Consider the following 21,358-nt stretch of genomic DNA (forward strand, 5'->3'; position numbering starts at 1 on the left):
TAAACAGGGGTTTCAAATGAGGATATGCATCGTTACAGAGTACTTCCCGGGAGGCGAGGAACTGAACATCAGGGGCGGTGCAGAGGCCTGCGCCTTCAATGAGGCCCTTAAACTGTCAGAGAAACATGAAGTAACGGTACTGACATCAAGGACCCCTGAAAACCCTGAAAACTACAGCTGCGGGAACATGGAGGTTATCTGCTGCGGCCCTGTAAGGTCCTATGTGCAGGCGGGTTCCATCACGGGAAGGCTGTCCTTCATGTTATCAGCCTACCGGGAGGGATTGAAGCTTGACCCTGACGCGGTGATTGGCTACAACTTCATAACCCACCCGGTGGCATGGAGGATAGCAGGAAAAAGGGATGCCGCGGCACTGGCCCGCTACCATGACGTCTGGATCGGTGAGTGGGTGAGGAACATAGGGGCCTCGGGCATACTCGGGGAGGTGCTTGAGAGGTACACCCTCTCACGGAGGTTCGACCGTATAGTGGCTGTATCTGAGTATACAGCAGGCAAGATCCTTGAGAGGTATCCCTGGCAGAAGGTCTCGGTTGTCCATAACATGGTCGACTTCAGGGCACCGGATGTCCGGAAGACCAGCACACCGTCAATTGCATGCGTATCACGCCTCGTTGAATACAAGAGGATACAGGACCTCATAAGGGCGGTCTCGGTGATAAGGGAGAAGTTCCCTGATATCAGGTGCAGGATAATCGGCACAGGCCCCATGGAGGAGAATTTAAGGGGCCTTGCACATAGACTTGGTGTTGAGGATAACCTTGAGTTCATGGGCTTCGTTGAGAAACACTCGGATGTACTGGAGGTTATAGCAGGGTCATGGGTCTTCTGCCTTCCAAGTGTGGTTGAGGGCTTCGGAATAGTTATAGTGGAGGCAATGGGATGCGGAACACCCTTTGTGGCTGCCAGGATACCCCCAGTGATGGAGGCAAGCCAGGGGAGGGGTGGAATTTTCTTTGAACCCGGGGACTGGCGTGACCTTGCAGATAAGCTTGAACTTTTACTCTCCAGCAGGGAGCTCCACGGGAGATTAACCTCTGAGGCCGCAGATGTTTTCATGGACTACAGTGCAGATTCCATAGGGGCAAAACTTGAGGCTGTACTTAGGGAGGTCACAGGAAGGGATGAATGAGTCTTCCATGCCCTGTATTTATTGAATCCTTTTACTGAGGCCTTTTGACGCCCATTTTTTTACATGGGTCTGTATCTTTGAATCCTTCTAGGACCTGCTGACAACTATTAATAGTCAGGGATGACATAGCTGATATCATGGTCATCTATTTCAGGGGATGTCTTGCAAGGGAAAGACTTCATGGAATATCCAGGGCCACTGAGAGGATACTGGAATCCTCAGGGCTGAAATACAGGGTACTTGAGGAAGAGTCATGCTGTGGTTCTGTTCTTCTGAGGACGGGGTTCCTTGAGGAGGCAGAGACACAGATCAAGAGGACGGGAAGCATGCTTGATGGAGAGGATGTTGTTGTATCATGTGCCGGATGTTACAGGACCCTCAGCAAGGATTACAGTGAGAGGGGTTATGATATAACCGTTAAACACATATCTCAGCTCATATGGGACCTCATGGCAGAGGGTGCAATTGAATTTGAGGGGACAGACATGAAGGTTACCTATCATGACCCCTGTCACCTCTCACGTCACAGCGATGAAAGGGACGCATCCAGGGATATTCTGATGGAATTAACAGATTTTAAGGAAATGGAAAATCATGGAAGGGACTCCAGATGTTGCGGTGCCGGAGGGGGGCTTCGTTCAGCCCACCCCGATGTATCGGCCTCTGTTGCATCTTCAAGGATAGAGGAGGCCGAGAGGACCGGGGCTGACGTCCTGTGCACCTCCTGCCCCTTCTGCAGGCTCAACCTTGAATCAGGATCCATGAGGGTCATGGATATAACAGAGCTCCTATCGGAACTTATCAGGAGGAGAAACGTTGAATGAGAGTGAAATCCGCCAGATGAGGATTTCCTTCAGCAAACTCAATGAAAGACGCCTTGAACTTCTGGACAGGGCAGAGGTGGCTGAACTCGCAGACCGTGTCAGGGGGATACGCGAATCCTCCCTTGAGAACCTCCAGGAACTCATATCAGTGGCCTCTGAAAGCTTTTCTGAGAACGGTGTCGAGTTCCACCTTGCAGCGGACGGTGATGATGCCTGCAGGATAATCTATGAGAACCTGGAAGATGACACCATTGCAAAGTCGAAGTCAAACACCCTCTCTGAGATAGGCCTTGCAGATTACCTCAGAAGGAGGGGTGTGGAGGTAATTGAGACGGACCTTGGGGACCGTATACTGCAGCTTGCAGGTATAGAGAAACCTGCACACCCTGTTGGACCTGCCCTCCACCTTGGCGTATCTGAGATAGCAGCTATAGTGCGGGATAAACTCGGAGCTGACATAGGGGATGACCCCCATGAGATAATGGCGGCGGTGAGATCCGACATACTCCAGTCCATCGCTGAGTGCGATGCAGGGATAACAGGCGCCAATTCTGTGGCAGCCTCTGATGGCTCAGCCATCATAGTCCACAACGAGGGAAACGTGGCGAGACTATCACTCATGGACACACACATCCTGGTCTTTGGGATAGATAAACTGGTCCCTGAGATCGAGGATGCTATCTCTGTGGTAAAACTGGAGACAGCCTATGCCACAGGTACCCGGGTGCCCTCCTACATCAATGTGATCTCAGGACCCTCAAAGACCGCGGATATAGAGAAGATGCTCCTGCGGGGTATGTACGGTGCATCAAGGGTCATAGCAGTTGCAGTTGACAACGGGAGATCCACAGCGTACCCTGAGGCCCTCCTCTGCATAGGCTGCGGCAGCTGTATAGTCAGCTGTCCTGTCTACAACACAGTCGGGAACAGATTCGGATACCGGGGCTACCTGGGGGGCCGTGGAGTTGTTATGAGCAGCTTCATTGAGGGCAGGGAAGCTGCAGCCGAATCTGGCCTCTACATGTGCACCCTCTGCGGCCTGTGCACCGAGAAGTGCCCGGTGGAAACACCCACAGCTGAAATGATGGAGAGGCTCAGGGGTGAGTGTGTTGCCGCTGGTATGGGGCACCCCAAACATCTGAGGATAGCCGGGAGGATACTCAGGAGGGGTTCACCCCTCTGAAAAGAAAGGTATAAAAAGGTGCTGTTCTAGATTAATTAAAAAAATTATCATATCATGTTTCTTGGGATATTCATTCCATGATTTTTACCAGGAGGTTATAGATTGCTTCTATTGATAAGTCCAATTAACACTGAGGAGGCACTAGAAGCCATAGAAGGCGGTGCAGACATAGTCGATGTTAAGAACCCTGCAGAGGGATCCCTCGGAGCAAACTTTCCATGGGTAATCCGCAGGGTCAGGGAGATGACACCTGATGACATGCTTGTAAGCGCGACACTGGGGGATGTGCCCTACAAGCCAGGCACGGTATCCCTTGCAGCCATGGGGGCCCTGGTATCAGGGGCTGACTACATAAAGGTTGGTCTATACGGAACCAGGAACTATGATGAGGCAGTTGACGTCATGAAGAACGTTGTGAGGACGGTTAAGGACCAGTCAGACGCAATCGTGGTTGCAGCCGGCTACGCTGATGCTCACCGTGTTGGCGCTGTTGAACCAATGGAGATACCCCTCGTTGCGGCTGATTCCGGCGCGGATCTTGCAATGCTTGACACCGCAGTGAAGGACGGTAAAACACTCTTTGACTTCATGGATATGGAGAAACTGGAGGCCTTTGTATCAGCTGCCCGGGACCATGGACTTAAGTCAGCCCTGGCAGGATCAGTTGGCAGGGAACACCTAAAACCCCTCCATGACATCGGCTGCGACGTTGTCGGCATAAGGGGTGCTGCATGTGTTGGCGGAGACCGCAACACTGGCAGGATTCACAGGGATGCTGTGAGGGAACTCAAGGAACTCCTGGAAAGCTTCTAAATTAGCTGAGGGATTTGAATGTACATGAAAAAATTAACTGAAGCAGAAACAGGTTACACATTTGATGATTTTCTCCTCCTTCCCCAGGCATCATATGTGGAACCCAGGGACGTGGAGACCGTCGGCAGGGTATCAAGGAACATAGAACTCAAGATACCCGTAATCAGCTCCGCCATGGACACGGTCACAGAGTATGAAATGGCCATTGCCATGGCACAGGAGGGTGGAATGGGGGTTATCCACCGGAACATGAGCATCAGGGACCAGGTCGAACAGGTGAAGAAGGTTAAGAGATCAGGGGACATCACCATAAGGGACGTTATAACAATATCCCCAGACTCAACCCTGCGGGAGGCCCATGAGATCATGGACCAGGAGGAGATAAGCGGTCTCCCGGTGGTTGAGGACGGTGTGCTCATAGGTATAATAAGCCGCAGGGACATTGAACCCATCTTCAACTCAGAGGCAGACAGGAAGGTTGACCAGGTCATGACAAGGGACGTCGTAACCGTGGACGAATCCATAACCCCCAGTGAGGCCCTTGACATAGCCTACGAGAACAAGGTCGAAAGGCTCCCGGTTGTGAAGGATGGAAGGATCGTCGGCATACTCACCATGAAGGATATACTGGAGCGCAAGAGGTACCCCCATGCATCCAGGGACAGTGAGGGCTACCTGAGGGTGGCGGCTGCAACCGGCCCCTTTGACCTTGAAAGGGCCAGGGCACTGGATGAGGCTGGTGCGGATGTGCTGGCAATCGACAGCGCCCATGGACACAACATGAACCTTGTGAAGAGTGCCGGGGCAATGAAGAAGGAGGTAGATGCTGACCTCATAGTAGGTAACATAGCAACCAGGGAGGCTGCAGAGGACCTCATTGCACAGGACGTGGACGGCCTCAAGGTGGGGATAGGTCCTGGTTCAATGTGCACAACAAGGATAATAGCAGGTGTTGGTGTCCCTCAGCTCACAGCCATAGCAGAGGTGGCTGATGTTGCCGCAGAATATGGAGTGCCTGTTATCGCCGATGGTGGTATAAGGTACTCAGGGGACATTGCAAAGGCGGTGGCGGTTGGCGCTGACTGTGTGATGCTGGGCAACCTCCTGGCGGGTACCTATGAGGCCCCCGGAGATGTTGTGGTGATGAACGGACGTAAATACAAACAGTACCGTGGAATGGGGTCCCTGGGTGCAATGACAGGTGGTATAGGTGCAGGTACCGACAGGTACTTCCAGGAACCCAGGGGGCACATGAAGCACACCAAGGTGGTGCCTGAGGGCGTTGAGGGTGTTGTACCCTACAGGGGCACGGTAAGTGAAGTTCTATTCCAGCTCATAGGTGGTCTGAGGGCATCCATGGGATACTGCGGCGCAGCTGACCTTAACGAGATGAAGGAAAGGGCTAAGCTGGTAAGGATAACATCAAGCGGTATCAAGGAGAGCCACCCCCATGACCTCCTGATAACCAATGAGAGCCCCAACTATCCGACCCTCAAATAATTATTTTTTTATGGAAATGAGTGAACTTGACTCTGCGGCTGTCCTCTGCGGTGGCAGGGGAAGGCGGATGGGCTCAGATAAGGGACTTCTTCTGATGGATGATCGGCCCTTCATAGAGATCATAACCGTGAAACTGCTGGGACATTTCAGTGAGGTACTTGTGGTTCTACGTGACACTCAACAGGCCCGGGCCTACAGGGGCGTACTTGATGACCGTGTGAGGATCCTGACGGATGAGCTGCCTGGCACAGGACCCCTTGGAGGCATATACACGGCACTGGGGAGTATATCAGGGGACGCTGCGCTTTTCCTTCCCTGTGACGCACCCCTCGTTACAGATGAGTTCCTGCTGAACGTGAAGGAGTGCTTCCGGAGGCTTGGCGGGTCCTGTGACGCCCTCGTGCCCTGGGGGGATGATGGACCAGAACCCCTCCATGCTGTGTACTCTGCCCGGGTGAGGGGGACCGTGGAGGCGCTTCTATCCAGAAATAAAAGGAAGGTGGGGACTCTAATTGAATCCATTAACTCCTGCCGCATAGCCGCCATCAGCCTGGATCCGACACTTCAGAGCTTCAGGAACTTCAACCGCCCGGAGGATCTCAGGATCTGATATCAACTGTGCGCGGATTCCGTCCCATCTCAAGAACAAACTTGTTTACACGCTCAATCATGTCGATGTAGTGTTCTTTATGGATTTTCTTCCCATCGACAAGAGCATATTCCGGTAAAGACCCGTATAGATTCTTAAACTCAATTATCTCACTGACCATTTCCCTATACTGCTCTAGGGTCAACCTTTCCATGGATACCAACCACAGGAGTTTTTCTATACTCTCTTTATCATGATATATAAGTTATACGATTTTATTTTCACATAAAGGCGATATTAAAAATTTAAATTAAAATATGAAATGTTCCTGGTCTCCCTTTACTGAATTCTCCCTTAGACGGCATGGCCTAATCGATGACCTCCACCCTTGCCTCGGGGTTGAAGGGATTCTTCCTCACTGCAAGGGAGAAGAGGTAGGGGTAGTTCTCACTCAGGTGCTCCATGTAGCCCAGCCACTCCCTGATAACTGCACTGTAGGCCCTCGTAAGGTCGCCTGCAAGGTGTTCGTAGTCTGAGGGTGGAAGGGATCTGACGTCCTTCCGGGCCTCGAGCTCCTCCATCAGATGGAACACGGCCCAGAGCATATCTGTAAAACTTTCATGTTCAAGTAGATTCGGATTTTCAAGGAGGCCCAGGAGGAAATTCCTCCTTAATATGAGAAACTCCCTCAGGTACTCCAGGAGTTCAATGCTCTCCCCGGATCCGAGCTCAAAGCTGAACTCCAGGTCATTTAACTCGTCAATTATTTTTTTGAAATCCTCCCTGCTCCATGAGGCATCCATGATCAGTCTGGATGCAATGAAGGGTGTGTTTGATTCAAATCTGGAGGCCTCCCTCAGGAACTCTGTACCTGTTTCACTGAAGAATGCGCCTATGACCATGTTGAGCTTTTCAAGCCTCTCTGAGAGTTCCCTTCTGGATATTGCCGCCTCAACAACTATCACCACTATAAGTATCTCCAGTGGCACGAATGCAAGGTCTATGCCTATGTAGAACAGCTCTGTTTCTGGTTTATGGAATCAGATATAAGATGAAGTATATGGATGCTGATACAAGTACCAGAAGAAGTGCCAGTTTTACTCTCCAGTTAATTTTTGTTTTCATGGGATACCCCCGTGTATATCAATGCAACCGGGTTCCTTGAGACCATCATGGTGCCCCTATCAAGTGCACGACCCCGGGTTATGTTGAGTTCTGTGATGTTCACATCAAATCCAAGGTCCCTGAGGCAATCCATTGCCTCAAACTTCGTCTCAAGGAGTATTGCTGTCACGATTATCCTCCCACCTGGCTTCAATTTATCCTTTATAGTCCCAAGGATCTTCCTGAGCTCACCCCCACTTCCACCAACAACTGCAATGTCAATTTCAGGGACCTCCATGAGGGCCTCAGGGGCATCACCCTCCATCAGTGTTACATTATCTCCAAGGCCATGCCTCTGGAGGTTCATCTCAGTTGTTTTGATGGCTTCAGGGTTCCTGTCGATTGCATAGACCCTCCCGACCCTCCCTGCAAGTTCGAGGGTCACTCCACCGGTTCCACAGCCCACATCAACGGCAACATCATTTTTACCGGGCTCTGCAAGGCACATGATGAGGCATCTCACCTCCATGGCTGTTGGGCCAGGCACTGCAGGGTTCTTTATGAACTCATCGTCGGGTATCAAGCCATCACCCTTCGGTGCTTATATCCTTACCGGTCCACCTTCTGAATAGGTCGTTCTCTATTCCAAGGACATCAAGGACCTTCCCGGCTATGAAGTCCGCCATATCCTCTATGCTGGCGGGTTTATGGTAGAAACCTGGCATGGCTGGAAGTATTATCCCACCCTCCCTTGAGACCCTGAGCATGTTTTCAAGATGGACACTCCTCAGTGGAGTTTCCCTTGGGACGAGGACAAGCTCCCTTCTCTCCTTGAGACAGACATCAGCGGCCCTTGTAAGGGCATTCCCTGCATACCCGTTGGCTATAGCAGAGAGGGTCTTCATTGTGCAGGGGGCGATGACCATGGCCCTGAAGGGAGATGATCCGCTGTTTATGGATGTTGTGAAATCCGTGGCATCGAAGCACTCATCTGCCAGTTCCTCAAGGGCTCCAGGTTCCATCTCAAGTTCATATCTTATTATCTCACGGGCGGTGTCGGTTATCATGAGCCCAACCCTCACCCCGGCCCCCCTGAGGGCCTTCAGGATCCTCTCACCATAGATAACGCCACTCGCACCTGTCATGGCAAGTATTATCATTGCAATCACCTTTCTTTAATCTAATGCATCCAGCAGGTCACCTGAACCTCAGGTAGTCCGGGACTGTCAGTCGCAGCTGCCTCGGATGGGAGGGCCTTCTCTCAGGGAGGTCCATGTAGTCATGGAGGCTGAAATCCCTGAAGGAGTCTGCAGCTTCCCGTGGCACGTAGACGCAGATATCTGCATGATTGAACCTGGCCTCCTTCAGGGCCCCTACGAGGCTTGAGATGTGGCTCAGGTTTACAATGGAGTCACCAACAGAGACCTGAGTCCTCATCTCGTCGAAGGCAGGGTACTCTGGTAGATTCACCACCACGTAGTCCGGATCGAGGTCCATGTCCTCTGCGATCTCCTCCTCAGCCCTCCTTATCTCCACCTCAGTTATCCTGAAGACCCTCTCGGGGTCCTCAAGTTCATTGAGCTTCACCGAGTCAACGGTCTTGAGGAGGTTCCTGTCATCAAGCCTCCTCATCATATCACCTGCAAGTCCCTCCTGGTTCCTGCACATGACGATGAGGTCCATGTCATCGTACCTGTAGATCCTGGAGGCGTCCAGGACGCCCCCTGATATAAGGCTCCTCAGGCACCTCCTGAACATGGAGTTCACTATCCTCGTGGTGTGGTGCTGGTATACGCTGGGGTACATGAAGTACCTTGCAAGCAGTGTGGACTCGGCTGCCTGGACACCCTTCCTGTCAAGCACAAGGTCGTTCTCCATCTTCATGTTGTATATCAGCCTTTCAACGTCGATTATACCGTAGGCAACCCCTGTGTAGTGGGAGTCCCTGAGGAGGTAGTCCATCCTGTCAACATCCAGCTCCCCGCTTATGGCCTGACCAAGGACCCCCTCCCCCCTGAGTATCCGCATAACCTGCCTGAGGTCGAACTCCTCTGATATTATATCCCCCAGGACGGATTTTTTTATGAGCTCCCTTGTGAGGCTCTCATGGGACCTCTCAAGGACACCCTCGGATACATGGGAGAATGGGCCGTGGCCCACATCGTGGAGGAGGGCGCAGAGCCTCAGCACCCTCCTCTTTTCGCTGCCAAGGCCGAGGTGCTCTGCAAGTCTTGATGCAAGGCACATGGCACCTATGGAGTGTTCGAACCTTGAATGGTTTGCACCGGGGTATATGAGGCTGGTGAATCCGAGCTGCTTTATACGTCTGAGGCGCTGGAACTGGGGAGTGTCAACTATCCTGACCTCGAACTCACTCAGCTTCAGGTTTCCATGGACGCTGTCCCTTATGAATTTCATGTGTGGCCCCCTTATCCAAGGGGATATCTTTTTCTACAGCTTCATTACCTACTTCCGTCTTTTTTCAGCCGCCTGACATTATGACGTTTTTACCGCTGTTGGTGTACTCCTCCTTCCTGAATTCAATCTCATGCTTTGTCCTCTCAATTATCTCACTCAGGGCCTCCAGTGTCTCGCCACGGTGAGGACCCGCGACAGCCACCATGAAGAGGGTCTCTGAAGTGTAGAACTCACCAAGATAGTGGACCACGGCAACGTCCCTTACAGGGTACTTCCTCCTGACATCCTCAACTATACCCTCAAGCTCCATCTGGGCCCTCTCAATGTCTGGTGTTGTGAGCACCAGCTTATCTATCCTCTTATCATCCACACCGCGGACAATACCCTCGAATGTGAATATGGCCCCGCATTCCTCAATGTATGGACCTTTCTTCAGGTTTTCTATGAGGTCCTCCATCCGGTAGGCCTCCTTCTCATCAGTTACCCTCACAATCATGATATCCCTCCAAGTTCACTGACCTCCTTTTTTGCAAGGTGCTTTATCCTTTCAACGCCATTGATCTCATCTATAACCTCCACCACAGAGTCGGGGAGGAGGGAACGCCAGTCTCCATCATCCAGCATCCTCCTTCTAACCTCTGTCCCTGAGTACCTCTCACGGTAGAAGAGGGGCGGGGCTGTTACCTCGTAGCCATCCTCACTGAAGAGCCTCTGGACGAGGGGGTTCCCGCTGTAGACCCTGTCGAAGGGTGGTGTTAGCATCTTTATGTGGCCCACCCATAGGGCGTTGCACTCTATATCCTGGACCGGGATGATGTAGTAGCGTGATGCAGGGATCCCGTTTTCACTGAGGGCCTTGGTGAGCATCATGACCCTTTCACCTGCCGTGAATGGGTCCCGGATGCTGTGGCTCAGCTGTGCACTGCCAATACATATTATGAGTTCGTCGACCTCCTCGAGTATCCTCTTTATGACCTCCAGATGGCCCCTGTGAAATGGTTGCATCCTTCCAACCAGCAATCCCCTCATTGTCATCACCGCATAAAGTTATTATGTCAGCAAAACTATTAGAATTATGGTGCTTCTAGTATATATTCATGGAGCCGGCGGCGATTGCGGATCATTCAATGGCAGTCTGCAGTTCATGGGCACTGCCAGAGGAGAGATGCGGGTGATGCAATGATAAGGGTAGAGAACCTCACAAAGACATATAAACTTGAGAATGGAGACGAATTCAGGGCACTTTCCGATGTTAACCTTGAGGTGGCTGATGGTGAAATACTTGGAATCCTTGGAATGAGCGGATCAGGTAAGACGACCCTCCTGAGGATACTGAGGGGAGTTGAACCCTTTGATTCAGGCAGAATCGCCCTTGATGATGTGATAGTTGAAGCTGATTCCAGCCAGTACTATTTCTCAAAGCTGAAGAAGAAGACAGCAATCCACCTGCAGAGGTCCTTCGGTCTCTGGGCCGAGACAGCCCTCCAGAACGTCATAAGGAAGCTCTACGCTGCGAAGTATGGCGATGAGTCCATGACAGACTTTGACTATGCCTACGATGAGTTCGGCGAGGAGGCCATGGAGCTCCTCCGGCTTGTCGGACTTGAACACAAGGCTGACCACTTCGCCCCGGTACTGAGTGGGGGTGAAAAGCAGAGGCTCATAATGGCCAGGCAGCTTGCAAAAAAACCCCGCGTACTTCTACTTGATGAACCAGCAACCATGTCCTGTCCGAGGACCAAGCAGGAGATACTGGACGCCATAAAGAACATAAACAGGGAACTCGGCGTCACCGTGGTCCTTGTATCCCACCTCCCGGAGGTCCACGAGTACCTGGCAGACAGGGTGGTGCTCATGGAGGATGGAAGCATAGTTGATGAGGGCGAACCCTCAGCCATCATAGGCAGGTTCCTTGAGGACATCGAAAACCCTGTTGAATACACACCCGGGGCCAGAGGGAAGGAGATACTCAGGGTCAGGGGCCTCAGGAAGAGGTTCGTACTCCTCAAGGGCGGAGCTGTCCTTGAAATGAGGGACGTTAACCTCGATATAGATGGGGGGGAGATGGTATCCATAATAGGCCCCAGCGGAGCAGGTAAGACGGTCCTTCTCAGGATGATAGGGGGCCTGGACCTCCCTGATGAGGGTACTGTGGAGTTCCGCCTTGACGGTGAATGGGTAAACATGCATGAGCCTGGTGTTAAGAGGATGGGTATAAGGAGGAAGATGGGCTTCATGCACCAGGAGTTCGCCCTTGTGCACCATGCCACCATAAGGAGTCAGATAGCCTCAAGGCTGGGAGTTAAGGGGGAACATGTGGTTGCGGAGGCAAAGAAGAGGGCCGATGAACTCGGGATAAGTGACATGGTTCTCGATGTCCTCTACCAACTCACTGATCTTCCTGAGACAGAGGCAAGGTACCGGCTTGAGAAGCTGGGCCTCTCACCTGAGATACTTGAGGAGCTATTCCCCAGCTTCCCTGACAGTGAGGTTAAGAGGTATGCTGAGCCGATATTCAGGGCCCTTGACCTTCCCATGAGTATACTGGACAGGAGGTCCTATGAGCTCTCAGGGGGCGAGAGGGTGAGGGCGACACTCGCCCTTGTCCTTGCATCGAGGCCCGACGTGCTTATACTTGATGAGCCCTTCGGGGATCTGGATCCCATCACACTGCGCATGGTGTCCAACTCCCTCAAGAGGATCAACATGGAGTTCGGGACAACCATAATAATGGTCAGCCACCATGTCGACTTCATAAGGGAGCTCAGCACCAGGGCAGTTATGGTTGAGGATGGAAGGATTGTTATGGATGGTGAACCAGATGAACTCTGTGATGAATTTGTTGAGAGGAGTCATGCAAGATACCTTCAGAGGGTTAAGGGGTGATCTCCATGGATTTTGAGGATTTTCCGGTTGAAAGCGCCCACAGGATACTGACACCCAGACCGACGGTTATGGTGACAACCGTGGATGAGGAGGGCAACATCAACGCAGCCCCCTTCTCATTCACAATGCCGGTCTCAATTGCCCCGCCGGTGGTTGCATTTGCATCGGCGCCAGACCACCACACCGCCAGGAACATTGAGAGCACACATGAATTTGTCATAAACATAACACCTGCAGATATAATTGAACAGATGTGGGTCACCGCCAGGGACATTCCAGCGGGTGAGAATGAACTTGAGGCTGCTGGTCTTGGATGGGTCCCATCAAGGAGGGTGAAGCCTCCGAGAATCGTTGAGGCCCCCGGGCACCTTGAATGTGAACTCCTCAGGATGTTTGAGGTTGGAGACCACAACCTTATAACCGGATGTGTGGTGTGTGCATCGGTGCGCCCTGGATCTGTGAAGGAAGGACTCCTCGATGTTGAATCTGTGAAGCCTGTCCTCCATGTTGGTGGAAAGGAGTTTGTCATAGGTGATCATGTGAGGCATGTCAGGTGATTTCATGTTTGAGAAGATAATGGTTCCAACGGATGGCTCAGAGTACGCTGCAAGGGCAGAGGATATGGCCATAGAACTTGCGGGGCGTCTGGGTTCAGTGGTGATTGCAGTCCATGTCATCGATGAGAAGCTGATATACCCCTTTGATGTCCTTGAGGAGGAGGGTAAGGAAATACTGGCGGCTGTTCAGAGGAAGGGGCGTGAGGCAGGTGTCCGGGTTGACGAGGTCCTTGTCTTCGGGAGCCCTGCCCATGACATGAAGAAGATAGCAGAGAAGACAGGGGCTGATCTTGTGGTTATTGCATCCCATGGGAGGTCAGGCCTTGAGAAACTGCTGATGGGGAGTGTTGCTGAGACAACCCTCAAGACCGTGGATGTTCCGGTTCTCCTGGTGAAGAGATAATTTTTTCACCCATGGTTAGAAAAGTATATATGGGAGTATATAATAATCTGATATATCAAAATTTGATATATCTGAGAGGTGTTAGGTTGAAAAGGGTGTTCAGCGGTATAAAGTCCTACCTTACAGACTGGAAGAACCTTCTAACCCACAGCCTTGTGGGTGTTCTGATACTCCTAATTGCCCTCTATGCACCTGTAAGCCCATACGTGAGGATGGGCTTTGTGGGATGCGTTGTTGGGTTCAATGTATTCAGAATGAAGTACCTCGACCAGTAAAATTTCTTTTTTTAATTACAGATATCCATTGTCTGAAATTTTTTATTTTAACAGCTTTTATGCACAGCCATTCAAATCATCAGCATTTTCATGTCCTTATTAACATCATAAACCTTTCGCAGTGAATTTTATAGATAATTTTAAATTTCAGTAGAGTAATAAAGATAGATCGTGGCAGATATAAAATTGGGGTGCGCGACATGAAGAGATACAAGTGCCGTGTATGCGGATACATCTACGACCCTGAGAAGGGCGAGCCAAGGACGGATACACCACCCGGAACACCATTTGAGGACCTCCCTGAGACATGGAGGTGCCCATCATGCGGTGCAAAGAAGAAGATGTTCAAACCACTGGATTGAGAGGTGAATGAATGGACAAATATGTTTGTCAGATGTGCGGATACATCTACGACCCCGAGGAGGGAGACCCTGCTTCAGGTATAGAGGCAGGAACACCCTTCGAGGACCTCCCGGACGACTGGGTATGCCCTGTCTGCGGGGTTGGAAAGGACCAGTTCAAGAAGATGGATTAGATGACAGCAAAAAGGATTGCTGAAGGGGTTTACTACACAGGCACCATCGACTGGGACAGGAGGACCTTCGATGAACTTGTAGCCCTACCAAGGGGTACAAGTTACAACTCCTACCTCATCTCAGGAAGCAGCGCCACAGCCCTCATTGACTCCACCGAGCCATCAATGGCAGATGAACTCCTCAGGACCCTCGAGGAGATGGATGCAGAGATAAACTACATAGTATCACAGCACGCAGAACAGGATCACTCAGGCACCATACCTGAACTCCTTGAAATCTACCCTGAGGCAGAGGTCCTCGGGACACCGCCATGCATAGAATTTCTGGAGGAGCTCCTGAGAATCAAGGGAAACTTCAGGGAGGTAAGGGATGGTGAGACCCTCTCCCTGGGTGATAAGACACTGAGATTCACCGTAACCCCATGGGTCCACTGGCCAGACACCATGGTAACCTACCTTGAGGAGGAGGGCATACTATTCACCTGCGATTTCTTCGGATCACACATTGCAACATCAGAGATAATGGAGACACCAGAAGACTTCCTGAGGGAGGCGAAGAGGTACTACGCCCATATCATGATGCCCTTCAGCCAGATGGTGACATCAAACCTCAGTAAGATCTCAAAGCTGGAGGTATCCATGATAGCACCATCCCATGGCCCGGTCATATCTGAACCTGAACTCATAATGGACGCCTATGCTGCCTGGACATCAGGCGGGGATGGGGTGGTCATCGCCTACACCACCATGCATGGAAGCACCAGGGTAATGGTTGAGAGACTCACAGAGAAACTCATGGAACTCGATGTGGGCGTAAGACCGGTGAACGTTGCAGAACATGACACAGGAGAGTTTCTGACGGAACTCGTAGATGCATCGGTGCTTGTCGTTGCATCACCAACGGTGCTCACAAGGCCGCACCCGGCCATAGCATCGGCCCTGTACCTTGTAAACGCCCTGAAACCACCTGTTAAATATGTTGCAGTCATGGGATCCTATGGATGGGGCAGCCTGATAGAGTCAGAGGTCAGGAAGCTCCTTTCAAACCTGAATGTCGAATACCTTGAATCCGTCCTTGTGAAGGGCCTCCCCCTTGAGGAGGACCTGCAGAGGGTGGATGAACTTGCCATGAAGATAAAGGGGGTGAATGGATGGTAAGTGAAAGGATGCAGGAGGCACTCAACAGGCAGCTAAATGCTGAGCTCTACTCAGCATACCTCTACCTTTCAATGGCAGCCTACTACGAGGCCTCTGATCTTCCAGGATTCGCAAACTGGATGCGTGTACAGGCCCAGGAGGAGCTTTCACACGCAATGAAATTCTACGACTACCTTGTGCAGAGGGGTGCAAGGGTCGTGCTTGATGAGATAGAGAAACCACCATTTGAGTGGGAATCACCACTGGAGGTGGCCAAGCATGTCCTTGAACATGAGAAGAAGGTCACAGGACTCATAAATGACCTTGTGGACCTCGCCATCTCAGAGAGGGACCACGCCACCAACAACTTCCTCCAGTGGTTCGTTGCAGAGCAGGTTGAGGAGGAGGAATCAGCAGGGGGCCTTCTCCAGAGGGTGCGCCTAGCATCGGACTCGCCCAGCGGACTCCTCATGCTGGACTCAGAACTGGCAAAGAGGGTCTACAATCCACCTGCAGATAAGGGGGAATGAGATATGGGGGAGAAGGTATACGAACTCAGAAAGATAAAGAAGAAGGGAAGGGGAATGCCCCTCATAGGGGATAAATTCCCGGAGATGGAGGTCCAGACGACCCACGGACCAATGGAACTCCCTGACGAATTTGAGGGCAGATGGTTCATACTCTTCAGCCACCCCGCAGACTTCACACCTGTATGCACAACCGAGTTCGTGGCCTTCCAGGAGGTCTACCCGGAACTACAGGAACTTGACTGTGAACTCATAGGACTCAGCGTTGACCAGGTGTTCTCCCACATCAAGTGGATTGAGTGGATAGCCGAGAACCTTGACACCGAGATAGAGTTCCCGGTGATAGCAGACACCGGACGGGTGGCAGACACCCTGGGACTCATCCACCCATCAAGGCCCACAAACACCGTCAGGGCGGTCTTTGTGGTGGACCCTGAAGGGATAATAAGGGCCATCCTCTACTATCCACAGGAACTTGGAAGGAACATCCCGGAAATCGTGAGGATGATACGTGCCTTCAGGGTCATAGATGCCGAGGGGGTTGCAGCACCAGCCAACTGGCCCGATAACCAGCTCATCGGGGACCATGTGATAATACCCCCGGCATCTGACATTGAAACAGCCAGGAAGAGGAAGGATGAATATGAATGCTACGACTGGTGGCTATGCCACCGCAAAATAGGGGGTGAATAGATTGGAGAAAAAATTCTATGAGCTACCCGAGCTCCCATACCCATACGACGCCCTTGAACCATACATATCCAGGGAGCAGCTCAGCATACACCACCAGAAACACCACCAGGCATACGTTGATGGTGCCAACGCCCTCCTCAGGAAACTGGATGAGGCAAGGGAATCAGACACAGAAGTTGACATCAAGGCGGCCCTCAAGGAACTCTCATTCCATGTTGGGGGCTACGTTCTCCACCTCTTCTTCTGGGGTAACCTGGGACCTGCAGATGAATGCGGAGGAGAACCATCAGGAAAACTGGCAGAGTACATAGATAAGGACTTCGGAAGCTTTGAAAGATTCAAGAAGGAGTTCTCACAGGCAGCTATAAGTGCAGAGGGCTCAGGATGGGCTGTACTCACCTACTGCCAGAGGACAGACCGGCTATTCATAATGCAGGTCGAGAAACACAACGTTAATGTCATACCCCACTTCAGGATACTCCTTGTCCTTGATGTATGGGAACACGCCTACTACATTGACTACAGGAACGTGAGACCAGACTACGTTGAGGCCTTCTGGAACATAGTAAACTGGAAGGAAGTTGAAAAACGCTTTGAGGACATCCTCTAGACCACTCCAGCTTAAAGAGGATCATCCTCCCTCATTTTATATTTATCTTTTCTGCTTCAATAGCGGCTAAACTTTAATTTTTGAACCAACTACTGAGTTCCTGCTCCACATACCGGGGTAACATTTATTTCTAAACCATCATAAATCATTAAGAGTTACACTGATCCGGGAATGATTCTGATGATCTGGAATAGAGAAATGGAATGCATATCAAGGGATGAACTGGAGGAACTGCAGCTTAGCAGACTACAGGATACCGTGAAGAGGGCCTATGAGAACGTACCATACTACAGGGAGGCCTTTGACAGGGTGGAGGTTCACCCCGAGGATATAGAGACCCTTGATGATATAGAAAAACTCCCCTACACGACAAAGGACGACCTGAGGAGGGTCTACCCCTTCGGCATGTTCGCAGTGCCGCGCAGGGAGATAGTTGAGGTCCACACATCCTCAGGGACAACAGGCAAGCCAGTGGTCTCAGGTTACACCAGGGAGGACATTGAGATATGGAGTGAGGTCATGGCAAGGGGCCTCACCATGATGGGCCTAACCGAGGATGATGTAATACAGAACACCCATGGCTACGGACTTTTCACAGGGGGCTTCGGCGTCCACTACGGTGCACAGAAGATAGGGGCCACGGTAATACCCATATCAACCGGGCAGACAAGAAGGCAGATAGAGATAATGAAGGACTTCGGAACAACGGTCATGATATTCACACCGTCATATGGTCTCTATCTTTCTGAAATAGCACGTGAAGAAGGATTCGACCCTGAAAAATCCAGGATAAAGGCCATAGGTTTCGGTGCTGAGATGTGGACCGAGGAGATGAGGGCAGAGATTGAGAGAAGATTCAACGCCCCGGCCTTCAACATATATGGTCTGACGGAGATCATGGGGCCAGGTGTTGCAATGGAGTGCAGTGAGAAGAACGGACTCCACATCGCAGAGGACCACTTCTACCCTGAGATAATAGATAAAAAGGGTGAGAGGCTCGGCCCCGGGGAGAGGGGGGAGCTTGTGATCACAACACTGACAAGGGTGGGGATGCCTGTTATAAGGTTCAGGACCAAGGACATAACATCCATTGACTATGAACCCTGCAGGTGCGGCAGGACCCTTGCAAGGATCTCAAGGATCACAGGCAGGGTTGACGATATGCTCAAGGTCCGTGGCGTATCGGTGTTCCCATCACAGATAGAGAAGGCCCTCCTCCGCATAGACGGAATCGAACCCCACTACCAGATAATAGTGACAAGGCCCCACCTCATGGACGAACTTGAGGTCAGGGTTGAAACCTCACCGGAACTCTTCTCAGATGATATCAGGAAGATGGTGGAGACCCGTGACCGCATCGAGGAGTTCATAGAGAATGAGATAGGCCTCAGGGTCAAGGTGACCCTTGTTGAACCAGGAACCATACCCCGGAGTGAGGGTAAGGCCGTGAGGGTGATAGACAGGAGGAACCTCTAGTTTAAAGGATAGAATGGTGATAAGATGAGGGTTAAGCAGATATCAATATTCCTTGAAAATAAGAAGGGCAGGCTCTGGAAGGCCCTCAGCACACTTGCAGAGGCAGGTATAAACCTCAGGGCACTTTCACTTGCAGACACATCCGAATTCGGCATACTGAGACTCATAGTACCCGAACCTGAACACGCTGCAGCTGTGCTTGAGGATAAGGGCTTCGTTGTTAAAATTAAGGACGTGGTCGCGGTTGAAATGGATGACCGGCCAGGGGGCCTTGCATCCATCCTTGAGGTGCTGAAGGACTACGATATAAACCTTGACTACATATACGCCTTTGTACATGAGAAGAAGGACAAGGCCATACTCTTCATGAGCACGGAGGACCTGGACGCCCTTGAGGGTGCACTGGGGGATGCAGGGGTGAGGATGGTCCCACCAGAGGAGGTCTACTCCCTCTGATTACCACCGGAGGTTGATTTTTATTCCCTCTGGGCGAGCCTGAGGTCCTCCACGGAGTACTCAATACCCTCCTTCTCAAGTTTTTCTGTTATACTCCTGCTCATTTTACCAACTGCAAGTACAAGGACGTTGAGGCCCCTCTTTGCAGCTGCAAGTGCTGCGTGGGGTGTTGCGAATTCAAAATCCACCCTCAGATCCAGTTTATTTGCAGCTGCCCTTGAAACTGTCCCCATTATCCCTATCCTGTCCTGGCCTCTGCTGAGCTCCATCAATCTTTCAAGGTTTGCATTCCGTGATCCTCCCTCAGATATTCCTGGCAGCACGGCTATGGTCACCTTACCCCTCTGGAGGGGTATGGTACCCCCGAGTTCTGAAAGGGCGACATCCTCACCCCTCCTTGCAGGATGGAGCACCTCTGCATAGGCCTCCCCGTTTCTCCTCCTCCGCGCGTAGAGTATACCATCCTCCATGAAGAGTTCAACCTCATCCCCCTCCTGGAGGTCCTCCCAGGCTATGGCAGGCCACACCGACCTGTAGAAGCTCATGGATTCAAGCACCTCATCGGCGTACCTTCTAAGGTCCATGGCGGCTTCTCTGATCTTCTCAGCACCCCTCCTGGTTATCTTGTAGTGGGACCTGCCGCTTCCGGACTCAACCAGGCCCTCTGCTATGAGGCTCTTGATGTTCTCAGAGACGGCCTGGACGGTTATCCCGAGCTTATCTGCTATGTCCTTCTGCCTCACATAGGGCTGCAGCCTGGCTATCTCACTGAGTATCTGAAAGCGTGTAAGCTCACCCTTCTTTCGCAAAGACTTCATCCATTCACCCTCACATTCTTTATGGCCCTGTCAAGGAGTTCAAGGAATTCTCTCTCACGATCTGAGGGTATGTAGGCGCCGCAGGCAGTTGCATGGCCCCCGCCGCTTCCACCCACCTTCTCGGCAACCCTCCTCATTATGGAGCCGAAGTGTATGCCGTCGAAGGCCAGGAGCCGTGAACATCGTAGTGAAACCTTTAACCCATCAGAGGTCTCCCCCAATCCGATCATGGGCCTCCTCCAGTCACCGTACCCGAGAAGCATACCTGCAACGGTTCCTATGACCGCTGTGTTCACTCCGGGGGCATGGAAGTACTGCAGGTTCTCCATGTCCCTTATCAGTTCATCATCCATTATCTCGTTGAGTGTAGCTGCAAGGTAGGCCCGGTGGGCCCTGAGGACATCCTCCAGTTCATCCTGGTTCCCCTTCCGGTCCCCGCCGATTATCTCCATTGCAAGCTTCCACCTTGAGTTACGGTTACATGCGTTCACCGCGGTTGAGAACTCAGATAGATCCCTGAAGACAGTGTACCTCTCCTCGGAGCTGAGCTCATAGACCTCACCAAGGATAAGCCTTGGAAGGTATTTATGGTATCTTTCAGGGACCTCACTGACCATCATGCGGTATATCTCGTTGAAGAGTTTCCTCTTCTCATCATCAGTAAGGTCACAGAGCCTCCGCTGTGATTCACCATTGCTGAGGGGTATCCCAAGGTTCTTGAGCCTTGCAATACACTCATTGGTGTTGTTTGTTGTTGGGAGCGTCACATCCCCAAAATAGGAGAGCGCATTAACCAGGGGCCTTGTATGTCTACCATAGATTGTAAGGTCACTCTGGCACTCAACATGACCCTCCCTGACGCTGTCCTGGAGGATATCCCTGTTGAGACCCTCCATCTTACCCAGGGTGATGTTCTGCATGTCACCCACAGCTGCAAGGAGACCCATCCAGCCGAGGTCCCTGTAGCCGAACTCCCTTCCAAGGAGGTAGGCAAGTCCCCCGCCTGAGACATGTGTTGAGCCGTCCATACCATAGAATATGGGGTTTATCTCCAGTAACTCCCCGCTGGGTGCTGTGAAGTCCCTTTTCCTCACGGGGGGATGGTGGTCCAGTATTAGAACCCTTGAGTTTGATTTAAGGTTCTCATGGACCCTCTGACCGGATCCAAGGTCACTGAAGATGGTGAGGTCCGAGGAGAGTTCAACGTCAGGCACCTCATTGATGTTTATGATCCTCACCTCATGGTCCATACCCAGCCTTCCAAGGACCTTGCTGAGGACCGTTGCGGCTGTTATACCATCACAGTCAGTGTGACTGTATACCGCGACAGTTTCAGAGGATTCTATCATCTCCCTGGCCCTTCTGAGGGCCAATCTCAGTTCATCAATACCCGTATCCATGGCA

General features: G+C 51.6%; 27 protein-coding genes. 18 read left to right on the forward strand and 9 right to left on the reverse strand.

Annotated features, from left to right (window positions below):
- Nucleotides 1-16 precede the first annotated feature (16 nt).
- From DNK57_RS00635 to DNK57_RS00660, 6 genes are all read left to right on the forward strand, one after another.
- Entirely contained in the window at nucleotides 17-1,150 is a 1,134-nt protein-coding gene (locus DNK57_RS00635) for a glycosyltransferase family 4 protein (protein ID WP_192961133.1), read from the forward strand.
- A gap of 137 nt (nucleotides 1,151-1,287) precedes the next feature.
- Nucleotides 1,288-1,974, forward strand: coding sequence for a (Fe-S)-binding protein (locus tag DNK57_RS00640; RefSeq protein WP_192961134.1), 687 nt, complete (start codon nucleotides 1,288-1,290; stop codon nucleotides 1,972-1,974).
- Nucleotides 1,967-3,157: an LUD domain-containing protein gene (locus tag DNK57_RS00645; RefSeq protein ID WP_192961135.1), complete on the forward strand. Its 1,191-nt coding sequence runs from the start codon at nucleotides 1,967-1,969 to the stop codon at nucleotides 3,155-3,157. The genes DNK57_RS00640 and DNK57_RS00645 overlap by 8 nt, the downstream gene beginning before the upstream one ends.
- A 102-nt stretch (nucleotides 3,158-3,259) precedes the next feature.
- Nucleotides 3,260-3,970 (forward strand): (5-formylfuran-3-yl)methyl phosphate synthase, encoded by a 711-nt coding sequence (locus DNK57_RS00650; protein WP_192961136.1) that lies wholly within the window; start codon nucleotides 3,260-3,262, stop codon nucleotides 3,968-3,970.
- Between the two features lie 18 nt (nucleotides 3,971-3,988).
- The gene (gene guaB / locus DNK57_RS00655) at nucleotides 3,989-5,470 is read left to right on the forward strand and encodes an IMP dehydrogenase (protein ID WP_192961137.1); all 1,482 of its coding nucleotides are present in this window, start codon (nucleotides 3,989-3,991) and stop codon (nucleotides 5,468-5,470) included.
- A gap of 16 nt (nucleotides 5,471-5,486) precedes the next feature.
- A complete protein-coding gene (locus DNK57_RS00660) occupies nucleotides 5,487-6,080 on the forward strand; it encodes a molybdenum cofactor guanylyltransferase (protein ID WP_226890904.1) in 594 nt (197 codons plus the stop codon).
- On the opposite strand, the gene DNK57_RS00665 is transcribed toward DNK57_RS00660, so the two are convergent.
- From DNK57_RS00665 to DNK57_RS00695, 7 genes are all read right to left on the reverse strand, one after another.
- Nucleotides 6,070-6,273, reverse strand: coding sequence for a pseudomurein-binding repeat-containing protein (locus DNK57_RS00665; protein ID WP_192961139.1), 204 nt, complete (start codon nucleotides 6,271-6,273; stop codon nucleotides 6,070-6,072). The two genes, DNK57_RS00660 and DNK57_RS00665, sit on opposite strands and share 11 nt — an antisense overlap.
- 154 nt (nucleotides 6,274-6,427) lie before the next feature.
- Entirely contained in the window at nucleotides 6,428-7,027 is a 600-nt protein-coding gene (locus tag DNK57_RS00670) for a hypothetical protein (RefSeq protein WP_226890906.1), read from the reverse strand.
- A gap of 140 nt (nucleotides 7,028-7,167) precedes the next feature.
- Nucleotides 7,168-7,746, reverse strand: coding sequence for a precorrin-6Y C5,15-methyltransferase (decarboxylating) subunit CbiT (cbiT, locus tag DNK57_RS00675; protein ID WP_192961140.1), 579 nt, complete (start codon nucleotides 7,744-7,746; stop codon nucleotides 7,168-7,170).
- A 4-nt stretch (nucleotides 7,747-7,750) separates the two neighbouring features.
- Nucleotides 7,751-8,323, reverse strand: a complete 573-nt coding sequence (locus DNK57_RS00680) for a UbiX family flavin prenyltransferase (protein ID WP_192961141.1) — start codon at nucleotides 8,321-8,323, stop codon at nucleotides 7,751-7,753.
- Between the two features lie 37 nt (nucleotides 8,324-8,360).
- Nucleotides 8,361-9,581: an HD domain-containing protein gene (locus DNK57_RS00685; RefSeq protein WP_192961142.1), complete on the reverse strand. Its 1,221-nt coding sequence runs from the start codon at nucleotides 9,579-9,581 to the stop codon at nucleotides 8,361-8,363.
- A 64-nt stretch (nucleotides 9,582-9,645) separates the two neighbouring features.
- Nucleotides 9,646-10,077 (reverse strand): molybdopterin synthase catalytic subunit, encoded by a 432-nt coding sequence (locus tag DNK57_RS00690; RefSeq protein ID WP_192961143.1) that lies wholly within the window; start codon nucleotides 10,075-10,077, stop codon nucleotides 9,646-9,648.
- Nucleotides 10,074-10,610, reverse strand: coding sequence for a nicotinamide-nucleotide adenylyltransferase (locus DNK57_RS00695; RefSeq protein WP_192961144.1), 537 nt, complete (start codon nucleotides 10,608-10,610; stop codon nucleotides 10,074-10,076). Before DNK57_RS00695 ends, DNK57_RS00690 begins: the two co-directional genes overlap by 4 nt.
- A gap of 150 nt (nucleotides 10,611-10,760) precedes the next feature.
- Between DNK57_RS00695 and DNK57_RS00700 the strand changes: the two genes are divergently transcribed.
- The 12 genes from DNK57_RS00700 (at nucleotide 10,761) to DNK57_RS00755 (ending at nucleotide 19,136) form a co-directional block, all read left to right on the forward strand.
- Nucleotides 10,761-12,467: an ABC transporter ATP-binding protein gene (locus tag DNK57_RS00700; RefSeq protein WP_192961145.1), complete on the forward strand. Its 1,707-nt coding sequence runs from the start codon at nucleotides 10,761-10,763 to the stop codon at nucleotides 12,465-12,467.
- Nucleotides 12,468-12,472: 5 nt separating this feature from the next.
- On the forward strand, nucleotides 12,473-13,024 hold the full coding sequence (locus DNK57_RS00705) for a flavin reductase family protein (RefSeq protein ID WP_192961146.1): 552 nt from the start codon (nucleotides 12,473-12,475) through the stop codon (nucleotides 13,022-13,024).
- 4 nt (nucleotides 13,025-13,028) lie between these two features.
- Nucleotides 13,029-13,427 (forward strand): universal stress protein, encoded by a 399-nt coding sequence (locus DNK57_RS00710; protein WP_192961147.1) that lies wholly within the window; start codon nucleotides 13,029-13,031, stop codon nucleotides 13,425-13,427.
- 95 nt (nucleotides 13,428-13,522) lie between these two features.
- The gene (locus tag DNK57_RS00715; RefSeq protein ID WP_320056827.1) at nucleotides 13,523-13,702 is read left to right on the forward strand and encodes a hypothetical protein; all 180 of its coding nucleotides are present in this window, start codon (nucleotides 13,523-13,525) and stop codon (nucleotides 13,700-13,702) included.
- A gap of 200 nt (nucleotides 13,703-13,902) precedes the next feature.
- Entirely contained in the window at nucleotides 13,903-14,064 is a 162-nt protein-coding gene (locus DNK57_RS00720) for a rubredoxin (RefSeq protein ID WP_013295425.1), read from the forward strand.
- A gap of 11 nt (nucleotides 14,065-14,075) precedes the next feature.
- Nucleotides 14,076-14,237, forward strand: coding sequence for a rubredoxin (gene rd, locus DNK57_RS00725; protein WP_192961149.1), 162 nt, complete (start codon nucleotides 14,076-14,078; stop codon nucleotides 14,235-14,237).
- Nucleotides 14,238-15,395: an FprA family A-type flavoprotein gene (locus DNK57_RS00730; protein ID WP_192961150.1), complete on the forward strand. Its 1,158-nt coding sequence runs from the start codon at nucleotides 14,238-14,240 to the stop codon at nucleotides 15,393-15,395.
- Nucleotides 15,389-15,904, forward strand: coding sequence for a ferritin (locus DNK57_RS00735; RefSeq protein WP_192961151.1), 516 nt, complete (start codon nucleotides 15,389-15,391; stop codon nucleotides 15,902-15,904). Before DNK57_RS00730 ends, DNK57_RS00735 begins: the two co-directional genes overlap by 7 nt.
- A gap of 3 nt (nucleotides 15,905-15,907) precedes the next feature.
- Entirely contained in the window at nucleotides 15,908-16,594 is a 687-nt protein-coding gene (locus DNK57_RS00740; protein WP_192961152.1) for a peroxiredoxin, read from the forward strand.
- Between the two features lies 1 nt (nucleotide 16,595).
- The gene (locus DNK57_RS00745) at nucleotides 16,596-17,204 is read left to right on the forward strand and encodes a superoxide dismutase (RefSeq protein WP_192961153.1); all 609 of its coding nucleotides are present in this window, start codon (nucleotides 16,596-16,598) and stop codon (nucleotides 17,202-17,204) included.
- A 180-nt stretch (nucleotides 17,205-17,384) separates the two neighbouring features.
- Entirely contained in the window at nucleotides 17,385-18,680 is a 1,296-nt protein-coding gene (locus DNK57_RS00750; RefSeq protein WP_192961154.1) for a phenylacetate--CoA ligase family protein, read from the forward strand.
- A gap of 24 nt (nucleotides 18,681-18,704) precedes the next feature.
- Nucleotides 18,705-19,136, forward strand: coding sequence for an ACT domain-containing protein (locus DNK57_RS00755; RefSeq protein WP_192961155.1), 432 nt, complete (start codon nucleotides 18,705-18,707; stop codon nucleotides 19,134-19,136).
- Nucleotides 19,137-19,156: 20 nt separating this feature from the next.
- On the opposite strand, the gene DNK57_RS00760 is transcribed toward DNK57_RS00755, so the two are convergent.
- Nucleotides 19,157-19,954: a DUF7839 domain-containing protein gene (locus tag DNK57_RS00760; RefSeq protein WP_192961156.1), complete on the reverse strand. Its 798-nt coding sequence runs from the start codon at nucleotides 19,952-19,954 to the stop codon at nucleotides 19,157-19,159.
- The gene (gene recJ, locus DNK57_RS00765; protein ID WP_226890908.1) at nucleotides 19,951-21,354 is read right to left on the reverse strand and encodes a single-stranded-DNA-specific exonuclease RecJ; all 1,404 of its coding nucleotides are present in this window, start codon (nucleotides 21,352-21,354) and stop codon (nucleotides 19,951-19,953) included. The genes DNK57_RS00760 and recJ overlap by 4 nt, the downstream gene beginning before the upstream one ends.
- Between the last annotated feature and the right edge of the window lie 4 nt (nucleotides 21,355-21,358).

It is taken from the genome of Methanothermobacter thermautotrophicus (assembly GCF_014889545.1).
Classification (GTDB): domain Archaea; phylum Methanobacteriota; class Methanobacteria; order Methanobacteriales; family Methanothermobacteraceae; genus Methanothermobacter; species Methanothermobacter thermautotrophicus_A.

Excerpts from the sequence above, each read along its gene's own strand:
- DNK57_RS00635 (WP_192961133.1), top strand. The coding sequence starts at position 17 with ATGAGGATATGCATCGTTACAGAGTACTTCCCGGGAGGCGAGGAACTG.
- DNK57_RS00640 (WP_192961134.1), top strand. The coding sequence starts at position 1,288 with ATGGTCATCTATTTCAGGGGATGTCTTGCAAGGGAAAGACTTCATGGA.
- guaB (WP_192961137.1), top strand. The coding sequence starts at position 3,989 with ATGTACATGAAAAAATTAACTGAAGCAGAAACAGGTTACACATTTGAT.
- DNK57_RS00660 (WP_226890904.1), top strand. The coding sequence starts at position 5,487 with ATGAGTGAACTTGACTCTGCGGCTGTCCTCTGCGGTGGCAGGGGAAGG.
- DNK57_RS00665 (WP_192961139.1), bottom strand. The coding sequence starts at position 6,273 with ATGGAAAGGTTGACCCTAGAGCAGTATAGGGAAATGGTCAGTGAGATA.
- DNK57_RS00680 (WP_192961141.1), bottom strand. The coding sequence starts at position 8,323 with ATGATAATACTTGCCATGACAGGTGCGAGTGGCGTTATCTATGGTGAG.
- DNK57_RS00685 (WP_192961142.1), bottom strand. The coding sequence starts at position 9,581 with ATGAAATTCATAAGGGACAGCGTCCATGGAAACCTGAAGCTGAGTGAG.
- DNK57_RS00690 (WP_192961143.1), bottom strand. The coding sequence starts at position 10,077 with ATGATTGTGAGGGTAACTGATGAGAAGGAGGCCTACCGGATGGAGGAC.
- DNK57_RS00695 (WP_192961144.1), bottom strand. The coding sequence starts at position 10,610 with ATGAGGGGATTGCTGGTTGGAAGGATGCAACCATTTCACAGGGGCCAT.
- DNK57_RS00700 (WP_192961145.1), top strand. The coding sequence starts at position 10,761 with ATGATAAGGGTAGAGAACCTCACAAAGACATATAAACTTGAGAATGGA.
- DNK57_RS00705 (WP_192961146.1), top strand. The coding sequence starts at position 12,473 with ATGGATTTTGAGGATTTTCCGGTTGAAAGCGCCCACAGGATACTGACA.
- DNK57_RS00710 (WP_192961147.1), top strand. The coding sequence starts at position 13,029 with ATGTTTGAGAAGATAATGGTTCCAACGGATGGCTCAGAGTACGCTGCA.
- DNK57_RS00720 (WP_013295425.1), top strand. The coding sequence starts at position 13,903 with ATGAAGAGATACAAGTGCCGTGTATGCGGATACATCTACGACCCTGAG.
- rd (WP_192961149.1), top strand. The coding sequence starts at position 14,076 with ATGGACAAATATGTTTGTCAGATGTGCGGATACATCTACGACCCCGAG.
- DNK57_RS00730 (WP_192961150.1), top strand. The coding sequence starts at position 14,238 with ATGACAGCAAAAAGGATTGCTGAAGGGGTTTACTACACAGGCACCATC.
- DNK57_RS00735 (WP_192961151.1), top strand. The coding sequence starts at position 15,389 with ATGGTAAGTGAAAGGATGCAGGAGGCACTCAACAGGCAGCTAAATGCT.
- DNK57_RS00740 (WP_192961152.1), top strand. The coding sequence starts at position 15,908 with ATGGGGGAGAAGGTATACGAACTCAGAAAGATAAAGAAGAAGGGAAGG.
- DNK57_RS00750 (WP_192961154.1), top strand. The coding sequence starts at position 17,385 with ATGATCTGGAATAGAGAAATGGAATGCATATCAAGGGATGAACTGGAG.
- DNK57_RS00755 (WP_192961155.1), top strand. The coding sequence starts at position 18,705 with ATGAGGGTTAAGCAGATATCAATATTCCTTGAAAATAAGAAGGGCAGG.
- DNK57_RS00760 (WP_192961156.1), bottom strand. The coding sequence starts at position 19,954 with ATGAAGTCTTTGCGAAAGAAGGGTGAGCTTACACGCTTTCAGATACTC.
- recJ (WP_226890908.1), bottom strand. The coding sequence starts at position 21,354 with ATGGATACGGGTATTGATGAACTGAGATTGGCCCTCAGAAGGGCCAGG.